General features: G+C 73.4%; 23 protein-coding genes. 10 read left to right on the top strand and 13 right to left on the bottom strand.

The annotated features are described in order from the left end of the window. Positions 1-26: 26 nt before the first annotated feature. The 3 genes from ACGFT1_RS31855 to ACGFT1_RS31845 are packed head-to-tail and all read right to left on the bottom strand — an operon-like array spanning position 27 to position 1987. Entirely contained in the window at positions 27-653 is a 627-nt protein-coding gene (locus ACGFT1_RS31855) for a YigZ family protein (protein ID WP_373912446.1), read from the bottom strand. 42 nt (positions 654-695) lie between these two features. Continuing rightward, positions 696-1250 (bottom strand): histidine phosphatase family protein, encoded by a 555-nt coding sequence (locus ACGFT1_RS31850; RefSeq protein WP_373912445.1) that lies wholly within the window; start codon positions 1248-1250, stop codon positions 696-698. After that, the gene (locus ACGFT1_RS31845; protein ID WP_373912444.1) at positions 1247-1987 is read right to left on the bottom strand and encodes a hypothetical protein; all 741 of its coding nucleotides are present in this window, start codon (positions 1985-1987) and stop codon (positions 1247-1249) included. Before ACGFT1_RS31845 ends, ACGFT1_RS31850 begins: the two co-directional genes overlap by 4 nt. 142 nt (positions 1988-2129) lie before the next feature. Here ACGFT1_RS31845 and ACGFT1_RS31840 point away from each other — a divergent pair, with 142 nt between their 5' ends. The 3 genes from ACGFT1_RS31840 to ACGFT1_RS31830 all read left to right on the top strand — a co-directional run bounded on the left by ACGFT1_RS31840 (position 2130) and on the right by ACGFT1_RS31830 (position 5677). Further along, entirely contained in the window at positions 2130-2537 is a 408-nt protein-coding gene (locus ACGFT1_RS31840; protein ID WP_373912443.1) for a CoA-binding protein, read from the top strand. Positions 2538-2751: 214 nt separating this feature from the next. Continuing rightward, a complete protein-coding gene (locus ACGFT1_RS31835; RefSeq protein ID WP_373912442.1) occupies positions 2752-4389 on the top strand; it encodes an APC family permease in 1638 nt (545 codons plus the stop codon). 67 nt (positions 4390-4456) lie between these two features. Next, on the top strand, positions 4457-5677 hold the full coding sequence (locus ACGFT1_RS31830; RefSeq protein WP_373912441.1) for a 4-hydroxybenzoate 3-monooxygenase: 1221 nt from the start codon (positions 4457-4459) through the stop codon (positions 5675-5677). 26 nt (positions 5678-5703) lie between these two features. Here ACGFT1_RS31830 and ACGFT1_RS31825 read toward each other — a convergent pair whose 3' ends face one another. From ACGFT1_RS31825 to ACGFT1_RS31815, 3 genes are all read right to left on the bottom strand, one after another. After that, positions 5704-6261, bottom strand: coding sequence for a YbaK/EbsC family protein (locus ACGFT1_RS31825; RefSeq protein WP_373912440.1), 558 nt, complete (start codon positions 6259-6261; stop codon positions 5704-5706). Positions 6262-6304: 43 nt separating this feature from the next. After that, on the bottom strand, positions 6305-6877 hold the full coding sequence (locus ACGFT1_RS31820) for a helix-turn-helix domain-containing protein (RefSeq protein ID WP_373912439.1): 573 nt from the start codon (positions 6875-6877) through the stop codon (positions 6305-6307). 132 nt (positions 6878-7009) lie between these two features. Continuing rightward, a complete protein-coding gene (locus ACGFT1_RS31815) occupies positions 7010-7774 on the bottom strand; it encodes an acyltransferase (protein WP_373912438.1) in 765 nt (254 codons plus the stop codon). 109 nt (positions 7775-7883) lie between these two features. Here ACGFT1_RS31815 and ACGFT1_RS31810 point away from each other — a divergent pair, with 109 nt between their 5' ends. Further along, complete coding sequence (locus ACGFT1_RS31810; protein WP_373912437.1) at positions 7884-8411, top strand: gamma carbonic anhydrase family protein; 528 nt, start codon at positions 7884-7886, stop codon at positions 8409-8411. A 59-nt stretch (positions 8412-8470) separates the two neighbouring features. On the opposite strand, the gene ACGFT1_RS31805 is transcribed toward ACGFT1_RS31810, so the two are convergent. From ACGFT1_RS31805 to ACGFT1_RS31795, 3 genes are all read right to left on the bottom strand, one after another. Then, positions 8471-9115, bottom strand: coding sequence for a DedA family protein (locus tag ACGFT1_RS31805; protein ID WP_373912436.1), 645 nt, complete (start codon positions 9113-9115; stop codon positions 8471-8473). A gap of 423 nt (positions 9116-9538) precedes the next feature. Continuing rightward, positions 9539-11527: an RICIN domain-containing protein gene (locus tag ACGFT1_RS31800; RefSeq protein WP_373912435.1), complete on the bottom strand. Its 1989-nt coding sequence runs from the start codon at positions 11525-11527 to the stop codon at positions 9539-9541. 422 nt (positions 11528-11949) lie between these two features. Next, on the bottom strand, positions 11950-12402 hold the full coding sequence (locus ACGFT1_RS31795) for a DUF4442 domain-containing protein (RefSeq protein WP_373912434.1): 453 nt from the start codon (positions 12400-12402) through the stop codon (positions 11950-11952). Positions 12403-12530: 128 nt separating this feature from the next. Between ACGFT1_RS31795 and ACGFT1_RS31790 the strand changes: the two genes are divergently transcribed. Beyond that, on the top strand, positions 12531-13535 hold the full coding sequence (locus ACGFT1_RS31790; protein WP_373912433.1) for a hypothetical protein: 1005 nt from the start codon (positions 12531-12533) through the stop codon (positions 13533-13535). A 29-nt stretch (positions 13536-13564) separates the two neighbouring features. Here ACGFT1_RS31790 and ACGFT1_RS31785 read toward each other — a convergent pair whose 3' ends face one another. Further along, positions 13565-14410: a spermidine synthase gene (locus tag ACGFT1_RS31785; RefSeq protein ID WP_373912432.1), complete on the bottom strand. Its 846-nt coding sequence runs from the start codon at positions 14408-14410 to the stop codon at positions 13565-13567. A gap of 73 nt (positions 14411-14483) precedes the next feature. Continuing rightward, positions 14484-15653, bottom strand: a complete 1170-nt coding sequence (gene tuf / locus ACGFT1_RS31780) for an elongation factor Tu (protein ID WP_373912431.1) — start codon at positions 15651-15653, stop codon at positions 14484-14486. Positions 15654-15960: 307 nt separating this feature from the next. On the opposite strand from tuf, the gene ACGFT1_RS31775 reads away from it, so the two are divergent. Continuing rightward, the gene (locus tag ACGFT1_RS31775) at positions 15961-16782 is read left to right on the top strand and encodes a TVP38/TMEM64 family protein (RefSeq protein WP_373912430.1); all 822 of its coding nucleotides are present in this window, start codon (positions 15961-15963) and stop codon (positions 16780-16782) included. A 562-nt stretch (positions 16783-17344) separates the two neighbouring features. Here ACGFT1_RS31775 and ACGFT1_RS31770 read toward each other — a convergent pair. Next, positions 17345-18514: an acetyl-CoA C-acyltransferase gene (locus ACGFT1_RS31770; protein ID WP_373912429.1), complete on the bottom strand. Its 1170-nt coding sequence runs from the start codon at positions 18512-18514 to the stop codon at positions 17345-17347. A 105-nt stretch (positions 18515-18619) separates the two neighbouring features. Here ACGFT1_RS31770 and ACGFT1_RS31765 point away from each other — a divergent pair, with 105 nt between their 5' ends. The 3 genes from ACGFT1_RS31765 (at position 18620) to ACGFT1_RS31755 (ending at position 20532) form a co-directional block, all read left to right on the top strand. After that, a complete protein-coding gene (locus ACGFT1_RS31765; RefSeq protein ID WP_373912428.1) occupies positions 18620-19090 on the top strand; it encodes a winged helix-turn-helix transcriptional regulator in 471 nt (156 codons plus the stop codon). 100 nt (positions 19091-19190) lie between these two features. Beyond that, positions 19191-20069 carry an undecaprenyl-diphosphate phosphatase gene (locus ACGFT1_RS31760; RefSeq protein ID WP_373912427.1) on the top strand — a complete coding sequence of 293 codons (879 nt, stop codon included), beginning with the start codon at positions 19191-19193 and terminating at the stop codon, positions 20067-20069. 280 nt (positions 20070-20349) lie between these two features. Then, positions 20350-20532, top strand: coding sequence for a hypothetical protein (locus tag ACGFT1_RS31755; protein WP_373912426.1), 183 nt, complete (start codon positions 20350-20352; stop codon positions 20530-20532). A gap of 8 nt (positions 20533-20540) precedes the next feature. Here the strand turns inward: ACGFT1_RS31755 and ACGFT1_RS31750 are convergent, their stop codons facing one another. Beyond that, complete coding sequence (locus ACGFT1_RS31750; RefSeq protein ID WP_373912425.1) at positions 20541-21152, bottom strand: DUF4291 domain-containing protein; 612 nt, start codon at positions 21150-21152, stop codon at positions 20541-20543. 92 nt (positions 21153-21244) lie between these two features. Here ACGFT1_RS31750 and ACGFT1_RS31745 point away from each other — a divergent pair, with 92 nt between their 5' ends. Continuing rightward, positions 21245-21721: a nuclear transport factor 2 family protein gene (locus tag ACGFT1_RS31745; RefSeq protein ID WP_373912424.1), complete on the top strand. Its 477-nt coding sequence runs from the start codon at positions 21245-21247 to the stop codon at positions 21719-21721. The last annotated feature ends 78 nt before the right edge of the window (positions 21722-21799 follow it).

Here is a 21799-nt window from a genome sequence, read left to right as displayed (position 1 = left end):
GCGTTATGCCCGTTTCGCCGCAATAGTCAAGCATCTCCGTAGGCTTCGCCACCCAGTTCGAAGCCGGCCGTGCCCGCCGTCACATCGGCGAGCCACGCGCGGAAGGCGATCACGTCGGCGTCCGGCAGGCCGATCTCCAGGGTGACGGCCTCGCCGTAGCGGACGTCCCGCACCTCGCGTCCGGTGGCCCGCAGGTCGTTCTGCACCTTGCCCGCGCGCTGGTGGTCGACGGTCACCGTGGCCAGCCGGAAGCGGCGCCGGGTGCGGGTGCCGAGCGCGTCCAGGGCCTCGCCGACGGCACCGCCGTACGCGCGGATGAGTCCGCCGGCGCCGAGCTTGACCCCGCCGTAGTAGCGGGTGACGACGGCGACGACGTACCGCATGTCACGGCGCAGCAGCATCTGGAGCATGGGGACGCCGGCGGTGCCGCCCGGTTCGCCGTCGTCGCTGGCCCGCTGCACGGAGGCGTCGGCACCGATGACGTACGCCCAGCAGTTGTGGCTGGCGTCGGCGTGCTCCCCGCGGACGGCCGCGACGAAGTCCTGCGCCTCCTTCTCGGTGGCGGCCGGAGCGAGGGCGCACAGGAAGCGGGAGCGGTTGATCTCGGTCTCGTGCACACCCGCGCGGGCGACGGTGCGGTACTCGTCCTGCATCCCGTCAGCCTATGCGCAGCACGTCACCGGCTCGCCCCCGCGTCAGCGCGGCCGCTCCCCCTTCGCTCCGCGCGGCACCGTGAACGAGGTCAGCAGGGCCGTGCCCGGGGCCAGTGCCGGCCAGCCGGTGCCGCGCCAGGCGAGGACGGCGATCGCGGCCGTCGGGAATTTCTCCCCCACCCGCTCCAGGGTGTCGTCCAGGCCGTCCGCGGCGAGCGCCCGCACCAGGTCGGCGAGGCCCGGGTGGTGCCCGACCAGCAGCAGCGTGTTCACCTCCGGCGGCACCTCGTGCACGACCTCCAGCAGCTCCGGCACGCCGGCCGCGTACAGCCGCCCGTCCAGGCGTACCGGCGGCGGGGTGCCCCACTCGGCGGCGGCCAGCTCCCAGGTCCGGCGGGCGCGGACGGCGGTGGAGCACAGGGCGAGGTCGGGCAGGGAACCGGAGTCGGCGAGAGCGCGGCCGGCGGCCGGGGCGTCTCTCAGCCCCCGGGGCCCCAGCGGGCGGCGGGCGTCTTCGACGCCCTCGGGCCACGCGGACTTGGCGTGCCGCAGCAGCACCAGCCGGCGCAGCGGTCCGGCGCCCGCCCGTTCGATCACGCCGGGTTCCCGAGGTCGCGGAGGAGATCGAGGGCGAGCAGCCGGTCGGCGTGGGCGTAGGTCTCGAAGCGGGCGCCGTCGGGCAGGTCGGGGGCGTGCTCCACGTCCCGCAGCACCGCCAGCGAGCGGGGCAGGTCGAGGTCGTCGTCCCAGGCGGCCCGCAGCCTGGTCCGGATCTCTTCGGGCACCGGCCGTGAGGGCCGCCGGGCCCATCCGGCCACGGCCCGCCGCCAGTGGGCGAGCTGCCCGGCGGACCGGTCGAGGGCGGCGGCGTCCAGCCGCGCGGTCTCCCGCCGGGGGACGGAGAGCAGGGCGAGCCGCAGGGCGGCGGGGTCGGCGAGGAGGGCGGGCAGCGGCGGCTCGGGCCCGGTCCAGGCCACCGGCGCGACGGCCGCCACCGGTCCCTCGGTGCGGACGGTCGCGGTGTTCGGTCCGGCGACGTGGATCACCTGGGCCTCTCCCAGCCCGGACGCGAGGTCCCGGCCGTCCTCGAAGGGGCGGATGGCGAGGTGGGTGGCGGCCGTGCGCAGCTCGGGCTGTTCACGGGGTGCGGTGAGGATCGTCCAGACCGGGGTGCCGCCCAGCTCCAGGGCCCGCACGAGCAGGTCGGCGGTGAGCAGCACCCGCAGGGCGGTCGGGTCGAGACCCGAGGCGTGGGCCTCGACGCGGGTCAGGCCGCGGCGGGCGGGCGCGGCGGCGACGGGCTCACCGGTTCGGACGTCGAGGATGCGCAGCACGGGGCGAGCGTAGGCGGCCGGACGGCCGCATGCGGGCAGCTTGCGCCGATTGCGGCCGTCGTGGCGCGCTGCGGCGGGAATCCGCACCGGTGGGCGCGCTGTTGCCCCCACGTTCTGTTCCCGCAGCCCGAGGAGGCGGCCGATGTACGGCGACGAGGCGACGATCCGCAGGATCCTGACCGAGCTGGGCGACACCTGGGCGGTGGTCGGCCTGTCCGCGAACCGGAACCGGTCCGCGTACGGGGTGGCGCAGGTGCTCCAGCGGTTCGGCAAGCGGATCGTGCCGGTGCACCCCAAGGCGGAGACGGTGCACGGCGAGCGGGGGTACGCCTCCCTCGCGGACGTGCCCTTCGACGTGGACGTGGTCGACGTCTTCGTCAACAGCGCGCTGGCCGGCGCGGTGGCCGACGAGGCCGTGGCGCGGGGCGCGAAGGCGGTGTGGTTCCAGCTGGGGGTCGTCGACGCCGGCGCGTACGAGCGGACCCGGGCCGCGGGTGTGGAGATGGTCATGGACCGGTGCCCGGCGATCGAAATTCCACGCCTGAACTAGCCCGCCCACCCCTTGTCTCACTTTCTTCTCACAATTCGTCGCTGAATATTGACATTCTGAGTTGATCTCTGACCTGTGTGAACGCTGTTCCCAAGACCGACAAGATCCTGGGTCAAGTTTTGGGAAACAGTCTTCTGCTGAAGCGGAAAGTCTTTCTAGCCTGTGGCGTCCTTGCTCGTTTGTTTCGTGTTCATGAACTGAGAGGCCACCTGACATGGCGAAAGTCGACCATGCCGTGCCACAGGCCACGACGGAGTCCGGCGGCCTGCGCCGCGATGTCGGACTGATCGGTCTGATGTGGGCCTCCGTCGGCTCCATCATCGGCTCCGGCTGGCTGTACGGCGCCGAGAAGGCGGTCGTCGTGGCCGGTCCCGCGGCGATCGTCTCGTGGGTGATCGGCGCGGTCGCGATCGTGCTGCTGGCGCTCGTGCACGCCGAACTCGGCGGCATGTTCCCGGTGGCGGGCGGCACGGCCCGCTACCCGCACTACGCCTTCGGCGGCCTGGCCGGAATGTCCTTCGGCTGGTTCTCCTGGCTCCAGGCGGCCACCGTGGCCCCGATCGAGGTCGAGGCCATGATCGGTTACGCCGGTCACTGGCAGTGGGCGCAGGGCCTCCAGCACGCCGACGGGACGCTGACGCCCGTCGGTCTCCTCACGGCCGTGCTGCTGATGGCGGTCTTCGTCGGGGTCAACTTCTTCGGCGTCCGGGCCCTGGCGCACACCAACAGCGCCGCCACCTGGTGGAAGATCGCCGTCCCGCTCGGGGCGATCTTCATCATCGCCGCGGGCAACTTCCACGCCAGCAACTTCACCTCGGAGGGCTTCGCGCCGTTCGGCGCCAAGGGCATGCTCGGCGCCATCAGCTCCAGCGGCATCATCTTCGCGCTGCTCGGGTTCGAGCAGGCGATCCAGCTGGCGGGCGAGAGCCGCAACCCCAAGCGTGACCTGCCCCGGGCGACCCTCGGCTCGGTCGCGATCGGCGCCGTGATCTACATCCTGCTCCAGGTCGTGTTCATCGCCGCGCTGCCGCACGCGTCCTTCGCCCACGGCTGGGCGAAGCTGGACTTCCCCGGCATCAGCGGTCCCTGGGCGGGCCTGGCGACCGTCGTGGGCCTGGGCTGGCTCGGCTGGGTGCTCTACATCGACGCGATCATCTCCCCCGGTGGCACCGGCCTGATCTACACCACCGCCACCTCGCGCGTCTCCTACGGCCTGGCCAAGAACGGCTATGCGCCGAAGGCCTTCGCCAGGACCGACAAGCGCGGCGTGCCGTGGTTCGGTCTCCTGATGTCGTTCGTGACCGGTGTGATCTGCTTCCTGCCGTTCCCGAGCTGGCAGGAGCTGGTCGGCTTCATCACCTCGGCGAGCGTGCTGATGTACGCGGGCGCGCCGCTGGCCTACGGCGTCTTCGCCGACCGGCTGCCGCACCACGACCGCCCCTACCGGCTGCCCGGCGGGCGGTTCATCTCGCCGCTGTCGTTCGTGGTCGCCAACCTCATCATCTACTGGGCCGGCTGGGACACCCTGTGGCGGCTGGGCTTCGCGATCCTGCTCGGCTACGTGCTGCTGGGCTCCTACGCCTGGTACGCCACCAGCAAGCGGCTGCCCGACGCGCCCCGGCTGGACTTCCGGGCCGCGCAGTGGCTGCCGGGCTACCTGCTCGGCCTGGGCGTGATCTCCTGGCTCGGCGGCTTCGGCGGCCGGGGTGTGATCCCGCTGTGGTGGGACATCCTCGTCGTGGCCGTCTTCTCGCTGGGCGTCTACTACTGGGCCAGGGCCACCGCGTCCAGCCCCCAGGCGATCGAGCGCAGCATCGAGGAGGTCGTGGTCACGGACGCGCCCGCGCACTGACCCCGCTCCCGCCCCACCCCACGGTGTCCCGTCGGCTCGCCTGACGGGACACCGTCATAATGCACGGATGACGTCTCCTTCCCCCCACTCCGGCTCCTCCGCCGTGCCCCACCGTCCGGTCGTCATCGTGGGCGCCGGCCCGGCCGGGCTGACCGTCGGCAACATCCTGCGGGCCGCCGGCGTCGACTGCCTGGTCCTGGAGGCGGGCAGCCGTGCGTTCATCGAACAGCGGCCCCGCGCCGGGGTCATCGAGGAATGGGCGGTACAGGGCCTGGAACAGCGCGGCCTGGGGAGCAACCTGACGGCGCACGCCCAGCGGCACACCGAGTGCGAGTTCCGCTTCGACGGCCGCGGCCACCGCTTCGCCTACGGCGACCTGACGGGGCGCCACCACTGGGTCTACCCGCAGCCGTCACTGGTGACGGACCTCGTTCGCGAGTACGCCGACGTGCGCGGCGGCGCCGTCCGCTTCGGCGTGCGCGACGTCCGCCTGCACGACCTGGACTCCGACCGGCCCTCCGTCTCGTACACCGACCCGGACAGCGGCGAACGGCTCCTGGTGCGCTGCGACTTCGTGGCGGGCTGCGACGGGGCCCGCGGGGTGAGCCGGGCGGCGCTGCCGGAACGGGCGCGGATCTCCCGGCACGACTACGGCATCGGCTGGCTGGCGCTGCTCGCCGAGGCACCGCCGTCCTCCGACTGTGTGCTGTTCGGCATGCACCCCGACGGGTTCGCCGGGCACATGGCCCGGGCTCCGCACCTGACCCGGTACTACCTCCAGTGCCCGCCGGGCGACGACCCGGACGACTGGCCGGACGAGCGGGTCTGGGACGAACTCCAGCGGCGCCTGCACGCCGCGGACCGCCCGCCGCTGACACGGGGCAGGCTGCTGGAGAAGCGCGTGCTCGACATGCACAACTACGTGGTGGAGCCCATGGTGTCCGGCCGGCTCTTCCTGGCCGGTGATGCCGCGCACCTCGTCGCGCCGATCGCCGCGAAGGGCATGAACCTGGCCCTCCACGACGCGTTCCTGCTCGGTGACGGCCTCGTCGCCCACCTGACCGAGGGCGACGGCACGGCCCTGGACGGCTACGCGGAGGCCTGTCTGCGCCGGGTGTGGGACTACCAGGACTTCTCCCAGTGGCTCTCCGAGATCTACCACGGTATGTCCCACGGCGACCCCTACCGGGCCGGCACGGCCCGGGCCCGGCTGCGCCGGCTGTTCACCTCACCGGCCGCGGCGGCGGCCTTCGCCGAGCAGTACCTCGGTACGGCGGGCGCGTACTGAGCGCGTGACGGGCCGCCGCTCGCCGGTCAGGCGACGCCCAGGCCCTCCCGTACGACCGCGCCCGGCAGTTCGGCCAGGGCCTTGCCCGGCACCAGCAGTTTGCCGCGCCGGCGGCCACTGCCGATCAGCACGTAGGGCTGGTCGACGACGGCCGCGTCCACCAGCACCGGCCAGCCGGTGGGCAGTCCGAGCGGGGTGATGCCGCCGTACTCCATGCCGGTCTCGCCGGTCGCGGTCTCCATGGGGGCGAACGAGGCTTTCCGGGCGCCCAGTTGACGGCGTACGGCGCCGTTGACATCGACCCGGGTGGTGGAGAGCACCACGCAGGCGGCCAGTGCGGTCATGCCGCCCCGCTTGCCCGCGACGACGACGCAGTTCGCCGACCGCTCCAGCAGGTCGCGGCCGTAGTGCTCCACGAAGACGGCCGTGTCGGCCCACCGCGGGTCGGTGTCCACATAGAGGATCCGCTCGGCCGGTACAGCGCCCTGCCAGTGGCGTACGGCATCGGCGACGGGCGCGGTCAGCTCGTCCAGGCAGTCCGGGGCGGGGGTGGCGGTGTCGAAGTCTCCGATGGGTGGGCGCATGGCCGCACGCTAGCAAGACCCGTCCGCGCGCCGTACCCCTGTCTCAGGGCACGGGCGGCACGGACACCGCCATCACCATCTCCATCGGCAGGTCCCCCCGGTTGGTGTACCGGTGCGGGACGTCGGCCTCGAAAGAGGCGCTGGCGCCCGCCGGAACGCGGTACTCCGCGCCGTCCACGACGAGCGTCAGCTCGCCCGCGGTCACGTGCACCAGCTCGACGGTGCCGCCGGGATGCGGCTCGGAGGGGCTGCTCTCGCCCGGCATCAGCCGCCAGTCCCACATCTCCAGCGGTCCCGGCGCCTCCGTGCCGGCGAGCAGCCGGTTGTAGCTGCCGGCTTCCGTGTGCCACAGCCGCACGGCCCGTTCGGCGGGGACGACCCGGACCGTCGGGCCCTGTTCGTAGTCGAGGAGCGTGGTGACGCTGACGCCGAGCGCGTCGCCGATCTTGACGACCGTGCCGATGCTGGGGTTGGTGCGGGCCTGCTCGATCTGGATGAGCATGCCCCGGCTGACACCGGCCCGGGCGGCCAGCACGTCCAGCGTGAAGCCGCGCACGGCACGCCAGTGCTTGACGTTGCGCGCCAGGGACTGGGTCAGGAGTTCGAGGTCCGACACGTGGGGTCCAATATCCGGGAAGTCCGAGGTGACGCATAGCGCGGTGCCGTGCACCGCACTACGGTGCGGTGCACCCGAGCGTTCACCGAACTGTACTGCGAGGCCGGCCGTGCCGGTGGCCGGCCGGTCGCGTCAGGCCTCCGGTTCGAGCGCGGCGAGCCGGGCGACCACGTCCTCGTCCAGCTCCCCCAGCGCCCGCAGCTGCTCCGGCGTCGTCCCGTCCGGGATCGGCACCGGGGCCGGGGTCCGCAGCGGCGGCTGCCAGCCGTCGCCGGCCGTCCAGCGCCGTACGACCCGGGCGGGCGCCCCCGCCACCACCGCGTGGTCGGGCACCATGCCCCGGACCACCGCGCCGGCCGCCACGACGACGTTCCGGCCGATCCGCGCGCCCGGCAGGATCACCGCGCCGGTGCCGATCCAGCAGCCCGGGCCGATCTCGACGGGCTCCATCCGCGGCCACTGCCGGCCGATGGGCTGGTGCGGGTCGTCGTAGGAGTGGTTGGTGGAGGTGACGTAGACGTACGGGCCGAAGTAGCAGTCACTGCCGATCGTGACCGTCGTGTCCGCGATGACATGGCTGCCACGGCCGAGCACCACGCCGTCGCCGATGCGCAGGATGGGCTCAGGGCCCAGGTCCAGGTCCGGCATCAGGCCGGCGGTGAGGGTGACCTGCTCGGCGATGATGCAGTGGGATCCGAGCCGGATCCAGGGCTCGCCGAAGACCGTGCCGAGCGGGAAGGCCAGCCGGGTGGCTTCGCCGATCGCGCCGAACCGGTAGCGGCCGGGGTGCTCGGCCGTCACCGAACCCGCGTCGCGCACCCACGACCAGCCCGCGTGCACCGCGCGCTGCGCCAGCCGGCGTCGCCAGGATGAGAACGTGTTCTTGCGCTTCGACACGGGCTCACGTTACTCACCGGTCGCCCGGCGGAGGGCGCGGGCTGCTGTGATCTTCACCCCACCCGGTGTCGTACCGTGCGGTGTACTGCCGACCAGGAGGAGACGGGTGATGACGCACAAGGCACTGATCGTGGGTATCGGGGGCCGGGAGCCCCGGGTGGATCCGGAGGCGTTCGTGGCACCCACGGCCTCCGTCATCGGGGATGTCACGCTGCACCCGGGGGCGAGCGTCTGGTACGGCGCGGTCCTGCGGGGCGACGTGGAGAAGATCACCGTGGGCGCGTGGGCCAATGTGCAGGACAACGTCACGCTGCACGCCGATCCCGGATTTCCGGTGACCGTCGGGGAGCGGGTGTCGATCGGGCACAACGCGGTGGTGCACGGGGCGACCGTGGAGGACGACTGCCTGATCGGGATGGGCGCGACCGTGCTCAACGGGGCGGTGATCGGGGCCGGGTCGCTGGTCGCCGCGCAGGCTCTGGTGCCGCAGGGGATGGTGGTGCCGGCCGGGTCGCTGGTGGCGGGGGTGCCGGCGAAGGTGAAGCGGGAACTGACCGCGCAGGAGCGGGAAGGGGTCACCCTCAACGGCACCCTGTACGCGGAGCTGGGCAGGGCCCACGCGGATGTGCACCGCTAGGACCGGGGCGAGTGCGGGGGCGCAGGTGCGAGGGCGCGGGGGCGCAGGCGCGGGGGGCTTCAGTCCCCGGCGTTCACGGGTTCCGGTTCCCGCTCGGCCGGCTGCGCCTTCTTCGCCTTGCGCTTCAGGACCAGCACCGACGCCAGGCCGATCAGCAGGGCCGCCACCAGGCCCAGGTAGGAGAACCGCTTCAGCCAGTCCTCGGCGACCAGACCGACGTAGTAGATGACGGCCGTGGTGCCGCCGGCCCAGCAGATGCCACCGAGGACGTTGGCGATCAGGAACTTCCAGTACGGCATGTGCAGGACGCCCGCGAGGGGGCCGGCGAAGATGCGCAGGAGGGCGACGAAGCGGCCGAAGAAGACCGCCCACATGCCCCACTTCTGGAAGGACCGCTCGGCGGTGGCCACATGGCCCGCGCCGAAGTGCCGCGGGAACCTGGCGCCGAGCCAGGCGAGCAGCGGGCGTCCGCCCTTGCGGCCGATCGCGTAGCCGATGGAGTCGCCGATCACGGCGCCCGCGGTCGCGCACACACCGAGCACGACCGGGTTGACGCCCGACTGCTGGGAGGACATCAGGGCCGCCGAGACGAGGATGATCTCGCCGGGCAGCGGGATGCCCAGACTCTCCAGGCCGATCACCAGGGCCACCACGGCGTAGACGGCGGCCGCCGGCACCGAGTCGAGCCATTCCTGGACGTGCACCGCCGGTACCTCCCCTGTCGCTGCCCTTGCCCTCCGGGTCACCGCATGTGCGGCGCGCCCCCCAGGAAGGCTACCTGGTCGGCGGTGAACGTCTCCCTGCTCGCACCGTCCGGCCGCCGCCCCGTCCCCGCCCCCCAGGTGCGCGGCCACCGCGGTGTGCCACGGCGCACCGCGAGCGGCCATTCCCGGCGGGCCACCGGCCGGCGGACGCCGGGCGGGGGCGCGGCGGGTGGGCCGGCGGCCACGGCGCGGACCGGTTCAGGGGCACGGCGCGGGGGAGGCCCGCGGAGCGGGTCGTGCGGCGGCATCGCCGCGGCACGACTCCGGTACCCCGGTGCGGGTGAGCCGGGGATTCCCCGGCCGGCGCCGGCGTAACGGTCGAGGGGCCCGGCCGGGGCGCCCGCCGGGCGGACCCGGCACCGGTCAGCCCACCAGCGCCCGTACGGCCTGCGATCCCGCGTCGGCGGTGACCGTGCCCAGCGAGGCCGTCCGTGCGCCGGCCGGTGGGGTGAGGTCGCCCCCGACCGGTCTGACGGCACTCCCCAGCGCCACCATCACGTCCGCCACGTCGGCCTTCGCCACGTCCGCCGCACGGCCCGCGCGGCCCAGGCGGCCCGCACCACCGGCCGCGCCCCGCCGCCTGTCCTCCTCGGTGTGCACCTGGGCGATCCGCGGCTCGTTCCCCTGCCCGGCTCCCGCACCCTCGCGTTCCGGCTTGCCGTGTGCGACGGAGCCGTCCCCCCGCTGCCCGGAGTCCGGCGCGGCGCCGCCCGGCGACGACGCCCCCCTCCCCGCCGTACCGGTCCCGCCGGACAGCCCCGGTCCGTCCGGCGCTCCGGGCGCCCCGGACGCACCCTCAGGCCGCGCCGCCGTACCGGAGGACCGGGGCACCTCGGCGGCTTCCGGTTCCAGCACCCACCGCTGCTCCGGTGACCCGTCGCGTCCGGCCACCGCGACCCGCGTGCCGGAACCGCCGGGACCCGGTATGAGCGCCAGGCCCTTGTGCCGGCGGAGCAGGATCTCGCCGCGCACCGTGACGTCGTACGACACCTCGCCGGTGGGAACGAGGCAGCCCGCCAGCTCGGTGCGCCGCGTTCCGGGGTCGGCGGCCAGGCACAGGGACGGGTCCGCGGCGCTGCGCAGCAGTCCGTCGTCCCGGTACGACCACTGCTGCGAGGCGGCCGAGGAGCACGGCGCGAGCCGGACGCCCGCGCCCGCGGTGACCCGGTTGCCGCGCACGTCCAGGCAGAGCCGGGAACCGAGGCCGCGCAGGGCGCCGCGAACGATCTCCGCGGACCCACCGGCAAAGGCGGCGGAGGGCGAGGCCGCGGAGCGGGTGCCGGTGGCGTCCGGGTGCGTGGCACCGCCGGCGGGGGCGGACCAGGTGGCTGGTGCGGGGACACCGTTGTCATCGGACCAGCTCCTGGCCGCGAGCACGGTGGCGAGCAGGGCGAGGGAGGTCAGTGCGACCCCGACGGCCACGGCCGTGCGGCGGCGGTTGCCCGGCCCGGTGCGGTGCCGGCCGGCGGTCGCCGGGGGCGCGGGCCGCACCGCCGGCGGAGGCGGCCATTCCTCGGGGGCGCCGCGGCCCGGGCGGGAGTCGAGGTAGCGGCGGGCACCCCAGCCGAGCACGGTCTCGGCGAGCAGGAGGTGCAGACCGCCGTCGAAGTGGCCGAGTTGTCCGGCGGCGTACCGGCAGTGCTCACAGACCGTCAGATGCCGGCGCACGTCGGGAAGCAGGGCGCCGCCACGGCGGATCGGGGCGTCGAGCAGGCGGTTGTGGAAACGGCATTCGCTGGAGGGTGCGAGTTCCCGGTGGGCGCGGACGCACCCGGCACGGAATTGCTCGCGTGCCTGTTCCAGTGCGGCGATGGCGGTGGCGGGGTCGACCCCCAGCAGACCTGCCGGTATGTTTATGGGTTCGGCTTCGACCTCGGTATGCCAGAGAAGGCATTGCGAGGCGCCGGGAAGGGCCTGGAATGCGCGCGCGGCGAGCTGCCGGCTTTCCGGTGTCCCGGGGTTCGTCGCGCGAAGGCCCCGGCCGCCGGTGGGTTTGCGCAATTCCGGCAGGGCGATGCGCGCCGCCTCGTCGGCTGCCCAGGAGCGGACGGTGTCCCGGACGGCGACGAGCAGCTGCGGCCGGAGGGCACCGCCGAGCACGCCACCCGCCATGCGGCCGAGCACCTGATGGAAGGCCGCGGTGGCCACCAGCTGGGCGGCGGGACCGGCGGAGGCCAGGCAGACCACCGCGTAGTCGCGGGTGGGGCGCCAGTGCCGGGCCAGCAGCAGGGCGACGGCGTGATGGCGGGCGTCGCCGGGACCGGTCAGCCGGGCGACCAGGGCACGGTCGGACTCACCGGCCGGAGCGGGCGGGGGCGGGAACGGCGGGCGTGGGGGGTGAGGGGACGGCACGGAACCATTTCCTTTCCAGCCGCAGGAAACGCAGACGCAGGCGCGTCCTGTCGGAAAGCACTACCTGGTAGGTACGTACCTGAGAGGTATGCACCTGAGAGCCGGCCCTGACATCGGCGTCTGCCTCTGCCTTCCCGCGGGGAGGCTCACCTTCGCACACGCGGGTCGCGGGAAACAAGAAGTGCGAATACCCCCGATGCCAACATCCGTTCACCGCACAATAGTTACCGCCGGTATCCCCAGGGCGGTTCTCGTGGATTCCGCCAACTCGGCTGCCGTAAAAGCCGTATGGCGCACCACATTCCCGACTTCCGGCCGCCGCCCCGCAGTCGGCTGCCGGACTTCACCGCCCCCGGTCGCCCTCTCCCCCCGGCGCCGCCGTCGGTGCGCCGGGGAGCGGGCTGCGATTGCCGACTGCCGCGTCAGCCGTTGGGCCGCAGCGTCCAGACGACCGTCATCTCGCCGGTGACGGCACCGTCCGCGCGCCGGATCTCGATCGCCACCGGGAACTCGGGGCGCTGTCCGGCGTCCAGTTCCGCGAGGACGTCGGCGGCCGGACGGCCCAGCGTCGCGGTCGCGGTGACGGCGCCCATCGCCAGCTTCCGGTAGGCGATCTCGGCGCGTACGGCGAGCGGCACGGCGCGCGAGAGCTGGTCTCCGAAGGCGGCCAGGACGATCGCGCCGCTGGCCGACTCCCCGAGGGTGAACATCGCGCCGGCGTGCGGGCCGCCCACGTGGTTGTGGTACGCGCCCTGGTCCGGCAGCAACACCACAGCCTTGTCGGCGGTGGTCTCCTGGAACTCCAGGTTCAGCGTCCGGGCCATGGGCACGGTGGCGGCGAGCATGTCGCCGATCGACATCTGGTCTGCGCTCATTCCGTCATGTTACTCACGAGTAGCCGGAGCTGACCAGAGCCGGTGCCCGCGGGCACCGCGGATTCGCCACGAACCTGACGAACACCGGTGACCGAAACGTGTCCCGCACCCCACTAGGGTTACTGGCCATGTGGCCAGATCAGCAGCCGCCAGGGGGCGCGCACAACCCGCAGCACAACCCGTACCAGCAGCCGGGTCACCAGCAGCCGAACCCGTACCAGCAGCCCGGGTACCAGCAGTACCCGCAGGCCGGGCAGCAGGCGCAGTGGGGACAGCCGCCCACGGCGTCCTCGCCGCAGCCGCCGCAGGGCGGTGGCGGCCGTACGAAGCTGGTGGCGATCGTCGCGGCCACGGCCGTGGTGGTCACCGCCGCCGTGACCGGATACCTGGTGCTGGGCCGCGGCTCGAAGAACGACGAGGCGGACAACGGCAAGGGCGGACACAGCACGGCCCCGTCACCGACGGCCGACCCCGCCGACTCACCGGCCTCCTCCGCGGCCGGCAACCCGCGGGCGAGCGGGAGTGAGAAGCCGACCGTCGCGGGCTGGAAGCTCGTGGTCAACCCCAAGTACGGCACCGCGTTCGACGTGCCCGGGGACTGGGAGGTGGAGCGGCCCGGCGTCTTCTCCTTCTTCGAGGACGAGCAGAAGGGCGACGGCTCCCCGTACATCGGCTTCTCCAGTCCCTCGTACCTGAAGCCGGACTACTGCACGTCCGAGAAGGGCGGCACCAAGGAGTCGCAGGCGCTGGCGGCGAGCGGCACGAAGGGCGAGAACGGGGCGAAGAACACCGCCGGGATCGCCCGCGGCGACTCGGCCGCGTTCGTGTTCGGCGGCTACACCGACCAGTCGGACGCCGCCAAGAAGTACCTGCGGATCGGCAAGCCCAGGAAATTCACGACGACGTCGGGCGTCGAGGGCAGTGTGGCGACGTCGTACGTCGTCGGCGTGCCGAAGAAGGACAAGTGCGACACCGACGGGAAGGCCACGACGTTCGCCTTCAAGAACTCCAAGGGCAGCTTCGTGGCGTGGACCCTCTACGGCGCCAAGGGTGTCAAGGACGAGATCCCCGACGCCACGGTCGACAAGATCCTCGCCACGGTACGGCTGCACGGCGACCCGGTCGTGGAGTGACTTCCCCTCCCCCGCCCGCCCCCGCCGCGTCAGCCGATGCCGAAGGCGCCGGCGGGGGGCTCGGGTGACGCTACGGCGTCGGCGTCCTCGACCGTCCTGGCCGAACCGATGAACTCCCGCACCGAGGCGCCGTGTTCGACCCGGGCCGGGAAGACGTCGGCCGCGCTGCGCCGGGCCATCGCGGCGACGTCCAGCGGCCGGTGCGAGGCCACGACCACCGCGTTGCCGAACCGCCGGCCGCGCAGCACCGCCGGCTCCGCGATCAGCGCGATCTCCTCGAACACGGCGGCCAGGTTCGCGAGCTGGGCCCGCAGGAAGCCGAACGGCGCCGCGTCGGCGAGGTTGGCCAGATAGACCCCGCCGGGACGCAGCACCCGCTCGGCCGCACGCGCGTAGGCGAGCGTGGACAGGTGGGCGGGAACCCGGGACCCGCCGAACACGTCGGCGACCAGTACGTCGGCGTGGTCGTCCGGAGCCCCCTCCAGCCAGGCCCGGGCGTCGTCGGCGTGCAGCACGACACCCGAGTCCCGCGGCAGCGGCAGGTGCTCGGCGACCAGGTCCAGCAGCCCCCGGTCCGCCTCGACGACGTCCTGCCGTGAGCCGGGCCGGGTCACCGCCACGTACCGGGGCAGCGTGAGGGCGCCGCCGCCGAGGTGCACGACGTCCAGCGGCGCGCCCTCAGCGGCCACGGCGTCCAGCGCGAAACCCAGCCGGCGCGTGTACTCGAACTCCAGGTACGCCGGATCGTCCAGGTCCACGTACGACTGCGGCGCCCCGTCGACCGTGAGCAGCCAGGCCCGCTCCCGGTCGACGTCGGGCATCAGCCTGGCGGTGCCGTGATCGGTGGTGCGGGACACGGGTATCTGCTCGGTCACCCGTTCATTGTGACGTGCTCCGGAGCACCGCGGGACCGTGCCGGTACGGCCCCGCGGCCCCCGGCGGCACCGGTCATCCCACCGCGGTGACGGTCCCCGCGCCCACGGTCCGCCCGCCCTCGCGGACCGCGAACCCGAGCCCCGGCTCCAACGGCACCTCCCGGCCCAGCTCCACGCTCATCTCCACCGTCTCCCCGGGCCGGGCGACACCCGCCCCAACCAGGTCTACGCGCCCCACCACGTCCGCCGTACGGAGGTGGAACTGCGGCCGGTAGCCGGTGGTGACCGGGGTGGTACGGCCCCCGTCACGCCCCGGCAGCACGTACACCCGGGCCGAGAACCGCCGGGCCGGCACCACGCTTCCCGGCGCCGCCACCACGTGTCCCCGCCGAACGGCGTGCCGGGGAACGCCCCGGAGCAGCAACGCGACGCTGTCCCCGGCCTGCGCCTGTGCCATCGGCCTGCCGAAGGTCTCCAGCCCGGTCACGACCGTCCGGACGCCCGGGCCGAGCACGTCGACCCGGTCGCCGACCCGCACCACGCCCCGCTCGACGGCACCGGTCACGACGGTCCCCCTCCCGGTGATGGTCAGCACGTTCTCCACGGGCAGCAGGAACGGCGCGTCCAGATACCGCTCCGGCGTCGGCACATAGGTGTCCACCGCGTCGAGCAGCGCCTCGACGGACGCCGTCCAGCGCGGGTCGCCCTCCAGCGCGCGCAGTGCGGAGACGCGTACGACGGGGACGGCGTCGCCCGGGTAGCCCTGGGCGGTGAGCAGGTCGCGGACCTCCAGTTCGACGAGGTCGGTCAGCTCCGCGTCCCCCGCGTCGGCCTTGTTGAGCGCGACGACGATGTGGTCGACGCCCACCTGCCGGGCGAGCAGCACGTGTTCGGCGGTCTGCGGCATGATCCCGTCGAGTGCGGAGACGACGAGGATCGCCCCGTCGAGCTGCGCGGCGCCGGTGATCATGTTCTTGACGTAGTCGGCGTGGCCCGGCATGTCGACGTGGGCGTAGTGCCGGGTGTCGGTCTCGTACTCGACGTGCGTGAGGTTGATGGTGATGCCGCGGGCGGCTTCCTCGGGGGCGCGGTCGATGCGGTCGAACGGCACGAAGGTGCCGGTGCCGCGCCCGGCGAGGACCTTGGTGATGGCGGCGGTCAGGGTGGTCTTGCCGTGGTCGACGTGACCCATGGTGCCGATGTTCAGGTGTGGTTTGGTGCGCACGTAGGCCGTTGCGGACATGGCTGTACCTCGAAGCCTCTCAGCCGGGAAGAAGAACGCGGGGACCCCTGGGACCCGCCGACCCTCCCCCTGCGGGGTCCGCCGGACTGTCCGGAGAGGGTCAGCTTCGGGCGCCGCCGACAGCGGCCACGAGGAGCGCGACGGCAGCCTTCGAGGCATCCGCGACGGCGGATGCTGCGGGGAGGAAGGCGAACCGGGACATGCCGTCCATCATCACCGACGGTTTGTCCGGCGTCGAACCCTTTTCCACCGTGGGCGAGTTCCGACCATACGGCGATCACACACGTCCGTCGGTTAGTGTCACCAGATGCTCGATGCCAACCGCTCTGGCACCGCCACGGCCTCTCCCCGGGCCACCGGCACGGAGCTCACCGTTCCCCTGACCGCGCCCACGGCCGCGGCCGTCACCGCGGGTGTCCCCGCGGCCACGCCCGCCGCACCGCTGCCGCACTCGAGATTCACCGCCGGCTGCGCCCGTGTGCTGCGGTCCCCGCATGTCCGGCTCTCGCTGCTGTTCGCCCTGCTCGCGGGCGGCGTGGTGGCCGTGCTGCTGTTCGAGCCGCAGCGGTTGCTGACGCACGGCTGGCCGCCACAGCTCAGCGGGGTCGCGGCGGCCGTCGTCTTCTCGGCGGCGTACGGACTGTGCACCGTGGCGTTCGTCCCGCGCCCCCTGCTGAACCTGGCCGCGGGCGCGCTGTTCGGCTCGCAGCTCGGGCTGACGACGGCACTCGCCGGCACCGTGCTGGGCGCCGGGGTCGCGTTCGGGCTGGGCCGGATGCTCGGGCAGGACGCGCTGCGCCCGCTGCTGCGGGGACGCTGGCTGAAGGCGGCCGACGGACAGCTGAGCCGGCACGGGTTCCGGTCCATGCTGATCGCCCGGCTGTTCCCGGGGGTGCCGTTCTGGGCGGCGAACTACTGCGCGGCCGTCTCCCGGATGCGCTGGCTGCCGTTCCTGCTGGCGACGGCCCTGGGCTCGATCCCGAACACGGCCGCCTACGCGGTGGCCGGCGCCCGCGCCTCGGCGCCGACGTCCCCGGCCTTCCTGATCGCGATGGGCTGCATCGCCGTACCGGCGCTGGCCGGCTCGGTGGTGGCCTGGCGCAAACGCCACCAGTTGCGCGGCCGGTAGGCCGTCCCGGCGGACCGGTCGGCCGAGGAGGCGACGGAGCCGGTTGCGTCAGTCGGCCGAGGACAATGCCTCGTTGTGGTCCGGCGTCATCGCCGCGGCCGGCACGCCGCTCGGTGGTGCGCTCACCGGGCTGACGCAGTTCGGGCACGAGCGGGCGGCCCGTGCCGACGGCGGGGCGGATGCGCCGCGGTCGGCGCCGGGCGAGCCGGTGGCCGTGCCGGGCGGCCATCGGCGGGCCATGTGGCACCGCGAGGACCTGCGGCTGAGCGGCGCGAGCACGGAGGCCGCCGCGGCGGCCCGGGCGGCGTCCCGAGCCACCCGGTCCGCCGTCAACGCTCCCCCGGTCGCGGTCTCCGTGCTGGAGCCGCCCCTGGCGGAACCGGCCCGCAGGGCCCCGCCGGCCGGGTTCAGCGTCCCGACGTCACCGACCAACCGTGCCGGCCGCCCGCCGCGAGGCCGCCGTCGCGGCGACCGACGACCTGGTCGCCGCCGCGGGACGCGCCCTGGCCCGGCGGCCCGCCGGTGCCGCGAGCCGCACCGGTGTTGCGGGCGGGTTCCCGGCTCAGACTCCTTCCAGGATCATCGCGTTGGCGAGTCCGCCGGCCTCGCACATGGTCTGGAGGCCGTACCGGGCGCCGCGTCGCCGCATCGCGTGCACCAGGGTCGTGGTCAGCCGGGTGCCGCTGGCGCCGAGCGGGTGGCCGAGGGCGATCGCGCCGCCGTGCACGTTGACCCTGTCGAGGACGGCGCCGGTCTCCCGCTGCCAGGCCAGCACCACGGCGGCGAACGCCTCGTTGACCTCGAACAGGTCGATGTCGGCCAGGCTGAGGCCGGCCCTGCGCAGCACCTTCTCCGTCGCCGGGACGACACCGGTGAGCATCAGCAGCGGGTCGGAGCCGGTCACGGCGAAGCTGTGCAGCCGGGCGAGCGGACGCAGGCCGAGCCGGGCGGCGGTCTCGCCGGACGTGATCAGGACGGCTGAGGCGCCGTCGTTGACGGGGCTGGCGTTGCCCGCGGTGACGTTCCACTCGATCTGCGGGAAGCGCTCGGCGAAGCCGGGGTCGTGGTAGGCGGGCCGGAGGCCGGCGAGGATCTCCGGGGTGCTGTCCGGGCGGACGCATTCGTCGCGGGCGACGCCGTCCAGCGGCGCGATCTCGTCGTCGAACAGCCCCTCCCGCCACGCTGCGGCGGCCTTGCGGTGGGAGGAGACGGCGAACTCGTCCATCTGCGCCCGGGTGAGGGAGTACTTGGCGGCGATGAGTTCGGCGCTGATGCCCTGCGGGACCAGGCCCTCCGGGTAGCGCTCGGCGACACCGGGCCCGAACGGGTCGGCGCCGGCGGGCACGTTGGACCACATCGGCACCCGGCTCATCGACTCCACACCGCAGGCGACGACGACGTCGTACGCGCCCGCGACGACGCCCTGCGCGGCGAAGTGCACGGCCTGCTGGGAGGAGCCGCACTGGCGGTCCACCGTGGTCGCCGGCACGGACTCGGGGAAGCCGGCGGCGAGGACGGCGTACCGGGTGGTGTTCATGGCCTGCTCGCCGACCTGGTCGACGGTGCCGCCGATCACGTCGTCGATCAGCGCCGGGTCGACGCCGGAGCGCTCGACCAGGGCGCGCAGGGTGTGCGCGAGGAGCTGTACGGGGTGGACGTGGGCGAGGGAGCCGTTCGGCTTGCCCCTGCCGACGGGGGTGCGTACGGCTTCGACGATGACGGCGTCACGCATGGGTCCGGCCTCCTGCGGCGATGGACGGGCTACCAGTGAGTAGGAAATCCGGACTCACCATAATCCTGTCAGTTGGAAATTCCAACCTTCCTCTAGACTGGGCGCATGGCCGCCACGAAGGACCCGCGCCCCTGCTCCATCGCCGACGCCCTCGCACTGGTCGGCGAGAAGTACTCGCTGCTCGTCCTGCGCGAGGTGTGCCTGGGCAACGGCCGCTTCGATCAGCTCGTGCGCAACATCGGCGCCCCGCGCGACATCCTGGCCACCCGGCTGCGCCGGCTCGTGGAGGCCGGCATCCTCACCAAGCGCCTCTACAGCGAACGCCCGCAGCGCTTCGAGTACCGGCCCACGCAGGCGGGACTGGAACTGGAGCCGGTCCTGATGACCCTCAAGGAGTGGGGCGACCGCCACGTCCGTCGGGGCACCGGCCTGCCGATGGCCGTCGAGCACGTGTGCGGCAACGAACTGGTGCCGGTGGTCACCTGCCGGGCATGCGGCGCACCCGTGCGCCACGAGGACCTGACGGCCCATCCGCAGGCCCCGGGGTGGACCGTGACGGGCCCGACAGCCGCCTGAGGGCGGTCCGGGCCCTGTTTCCACGCCGTCCCCCTGGCCCGCTACGCTTCGGCCGTCACATGATCACCTTTTCTTCCCAGTGCTTGGACGCCGTACCTTCATGTCTTGGTTTGAATCCCTCGTCCTCGGACTCGTCCAGGGACTGACCGAGTTCCTGCCCGTCTCCTCCAGCGCGCATCTGCGGCTGACCGCGGCGTTCTCGGGCTGGGAGGATCCTGGGGCGGCGTTCACGGCGATCACGCAGATCGGCACGGAGGCGGCGGTGCTGATCTACTTCCGCAAGGACATCGGCCGGATCGTCACGGCATGGTTCCGGTCACTGTCCGACCGGGCCGTGCGCCGCCGCGACCACGACGCGCAGATGGGCTGGCTGGTGATCGTGGGCTCCATACCCATCGGCCTGCTGGGCGTGACCCTGAAGGACCAGATCGAGGGGCCGTTCCGCGATCTGCGGATCACCGCCACCATGCTCGTCGTCGTCGGCGTGGTCATCGGCGTCGCCGACCGGCTGGCGGCCCGGGACGAGACCGGCGGCCGGCACCGCGCGCCCAAGCAGCGCAAGACACTGGACGACCTGGGCGTCAAGGACGGTCTCGTCTTCGGCCTCTGCCAGGCCTGCGCCCTCATTCCCGGCGTGTCCCGCTCCGGCGCGACCATCAGCGGCGGCCTGTTCATGGGCTACCGGCGCGAGGCGGCGGCCCGCTACTCCTTCCTGCTCGCCGTCCCGGCCGTCCTCGCCTCCGGCGCCTTCGAGGTGAAGGACTCGCTCGGCGCGGGTCAAGTGGCCTGGGGACCGACCCTGTTGGCCACGGTGATCGCGTTCGCGTCGGGATACGCGGTAATCGCGTGGTTCATGAAATGGATCTCCCACAAGAGCTTCATGCCGTTCGTCTGGTACCGCGTCGCCCTCGGCATCGTCATCATCGCCCTGGTCTCGGCGGGCGTCCTGAGCCCGCACGCGGCCGAGTCCGCGAGCTGATCCCGGCCCGGCGGTCCGGAGCCTGTCGCGCGTCGGCGCCCTGCTCCGCCGGGGGCGCGCCCGGCCGGTGCCCGCTCGACAGCGGCACCCCGCTCCCCACTGCCGTTTCGGCCATCTCCCGCGCCCTTCCGCTCGGCGGCCCGGAACGGCATATGCCTCCTGGGCTGGGTGGACGGACGGGAACTGGTGTGCGGCGCCGGCCTCGACGGTGACCGAGCCCATACCTGTTGTGTAGCCATTCGGTGGCGCAGGGTCAGCTTCTGCCCCTAGGCTGGCCCGCATGTCCCCCGATTCCCTGCCCCCTGGTTCCGCGCGGTCCGCCGCCGAGGTCAACGACCAGATCCGGGCGCTGTGGCGGCGCGCGGGCGGCACCCTGTCGGCCCAGGAGCGCGCGGAGTACGAGCTGTTGGTGGTCGAGTGGGCGGCGGCGGTCCGCGGGCGGATCGTCGTCGAGGCGGCCTGATCAGCCGCCTACGCCCGCAGCCGCGCCAGCACCTCGTCCGCCACCGGGAACGGCCGCTCCCCGGGCAGCAGCCGGCTCGCCCGCTCCTCCTCGCCCGCCCGCACCAGGCCACGGATCTCCGCGGCCAGCGGGGTCACGTCCTGGATGCCGACGATCCACTCGTCGGCGTACCGGGCGGCCGCCTCCCCGCCCAGCCCCAGCTGCAACGACCGGTACGGCAGCGGGTTGTGGTGCAGATCGCGCTCCGGGTCCCACTGGACGCGGGCGGGGCTGCGGGCCAGCTCCCGCTTCCAGGCCGCCCGGTCCGGGTGCAGGGCGGGAGCGTAGTGGGACAGGCAGGCGTGCCGCAGGGCCCACTCGAACCCCTCCCGCCGCACCTCGACGGCGAGGACCGTCTCCTGGCCCTCCTTGGTGCCCCAGCCGCAGCGGTACATCATCCACAGGAAAGACGGCTTGATCCAGGTCATCCGGTCCCGCTTCCAGGTGGCCGGGAAGCTTCCGGTGCGGGCGGCCGGTCGGCCGATCCCGGAGCGGTAGGCCTGGTAGACGACGACTGTGGACTCGGTGTGCCGGGCCCGGATACGGAACTCCGGCTCGCTCTCGACGGGTTGCTCGTTCACGGGGACAAGGTTCGGGTACCGGCCGCACCGCGCACCACCGAATATCCGGCGTCCCCCTTGGCGCCGCGTCCCACGTGCCCAACACTGTGCCGATGACGCAGCGTGCGCAACTCGCGATCGTGATGGACCGGCTGGCCGTGGACGACCTGGTCACCGAGTACGCCGTGGCGGTGGGCGACGGTGACTGGACGGCGTACGAGGGGCTGTTCACGGCGGACGGGCGGGCCGACTACCGTTCGGCCGGCGGCATCGAGGGTGCCGCGGGGCAGGTCGCCGGCTGGCTCGCCGGGAACAGGGCGCTGTCCGCCGTCCGCCAGCATCTGATCGTCAACCGGCGGGTACGGTTCGGCCTCCTGGACCACGACACCGGCGACACCGCCCGGGTACGGGCCGACTACCTCACCCCGACGCGGTGGACGGACGCAGGCGCCCCCGCCGCGCCGGACCTGGTGTCCGGGGGCCACTACGCATTCGCCCTGTTGCGCACCCCGGAGGGCTGGCGGCTGCGCGAGGCGGTCGTGCACGAGAAGTGGCGCCGGCCGCCGGCCGGGGAAGCGCCGGCCTCCTAGCGGCTCGGACACCGGGACGCCCGGCCGCGTACGGCCCGCGGCCGCTGCCCGGCCCGGGCCGTGGGGGCGCAGGTTTCG

Source organism: Streptomyces sp. Y20 (assembly GCF_043195475.1).
GTDB lineage: Bacteria > Actinomycetota > Actinomycetes > Streptomycetales > Streptomycetaceae > Streptomyces.
Note: the sequence above shows the minus strand (reverse complement) of the source record. Positions and strands in the feature narration are given on the sequence as shown.

Excerpts from the sequence above, each read along its gene's own strand:
- ACGFT1_RS31855 (WP_373912446.1), bottom strand. The coding sequence starts at position 653 with ATGCAGGACGAGTACCGCACCGTCGCCCGCGCGGGTGTGCACGAGACC.
- ACGFT1_RS31840 (WP_373912443.1), top strand. The coding sequence starts at position 2,130 with ATGTACGGCGACGAGGCGACGATCCGCAGGATCCTGACCGAGCTGGGC.
- ACGFT1_RS31835 (WP_373912442.1), top strand. The coding sequence starts at position 2,752 with ATGGCGAAAGTCGACCATGCCGTGCCACAGGCCACGACGGAGTCCGGC.
- ACGFT1_RS31830 (WP_373912441.1), top strand. The coding sequence starts at position 4,457 with ATGACGTCTCCTTCCCCCCACTCCGGCTCCTCCGCCGTGCCCCACCGT.
- ACGFT1_RS31825 (WP_373912440.1), bottom strand. The coding sequence starts at position 6,261 with ATGCGCCCACCCATCGGAGACTTCGACACCGCCACCCCCGCCCCGGAC.
- ACGFT1_RS31810 (WP_373912437.1), top strand. The coding sequence starts at position 7,884 with ATGACGCACAAGGCACTGATCGTGGGTATCGGGGGCCGGGAGCCCCGG.
- ACGFT1_RS31795 (WP_373912434.1), bottom strand. The coding sequence starts at position 12,402 with ATGAGCGCAGACCAGATGTCGATCGGCGACATGCTCGCCGCCACCGTG.
- ACGFT1_RS31790 (WP_373912433.1), top strand. The coding sequence starts at position 12,531 with ATGTGGCCAGATCAGCAGCCGCCAGGGGGCGCGCACAACCCGCAGCAC.
- tuf (WP_373912431.1), bottom strand. The coding sequence starts at position 15,653 with ATGTCCGCAACGGCCTACGTGCGCACCAAACCACACCTGAACATCGGC.
- ACGFT1_RS31775 (WP_373912430.1), top strand. The coding sequence starts at position 15,961 with ATGCTCGATGCCAACCGCTCTGGCACCGCCACGGCCTCTCCCCGGGCC.
- ACGFT1_RS31770 (WP_373912429.1), bottom strand. The coding sequence starts at position 18,514 with ATGCGTGACGCCGTCATCGTCGAAGCCGTACGCACCCCCGTCGGCAGG.
- ACGFT1_RS31765 (WP_373912428.1), top strand. The coding sequence starts at position 18,620 with ATGGCCGCCACGAAGGACCCGCGCCCCTGCTCCATCGCCGACGCCCTC.
- ACGFT1_RS31760 (WP_373912427.1), top strand. The coding sequence starts at position 19,191 with ATGTCTTGGTTTGAATCCCTCGTCCTCGGACTCGTCCAGGGACTGACC.
- ACGFT1_RS31755 (WP_373912426.1), top strand. The coding sequence starts at position 20,350 with ATGTCCCCCGATTCCCTGCCCCCTGGTTCCGCGCGGTCCGCCGCCGAG.
- ACGFT1_RS31745 (WP_373912424.1), top strand. The coding sequence starts at position 21,245 with ATGACGCAGCGTGCGCAACTCGCGATCGTGATGGACCGGCTGGCCGTG.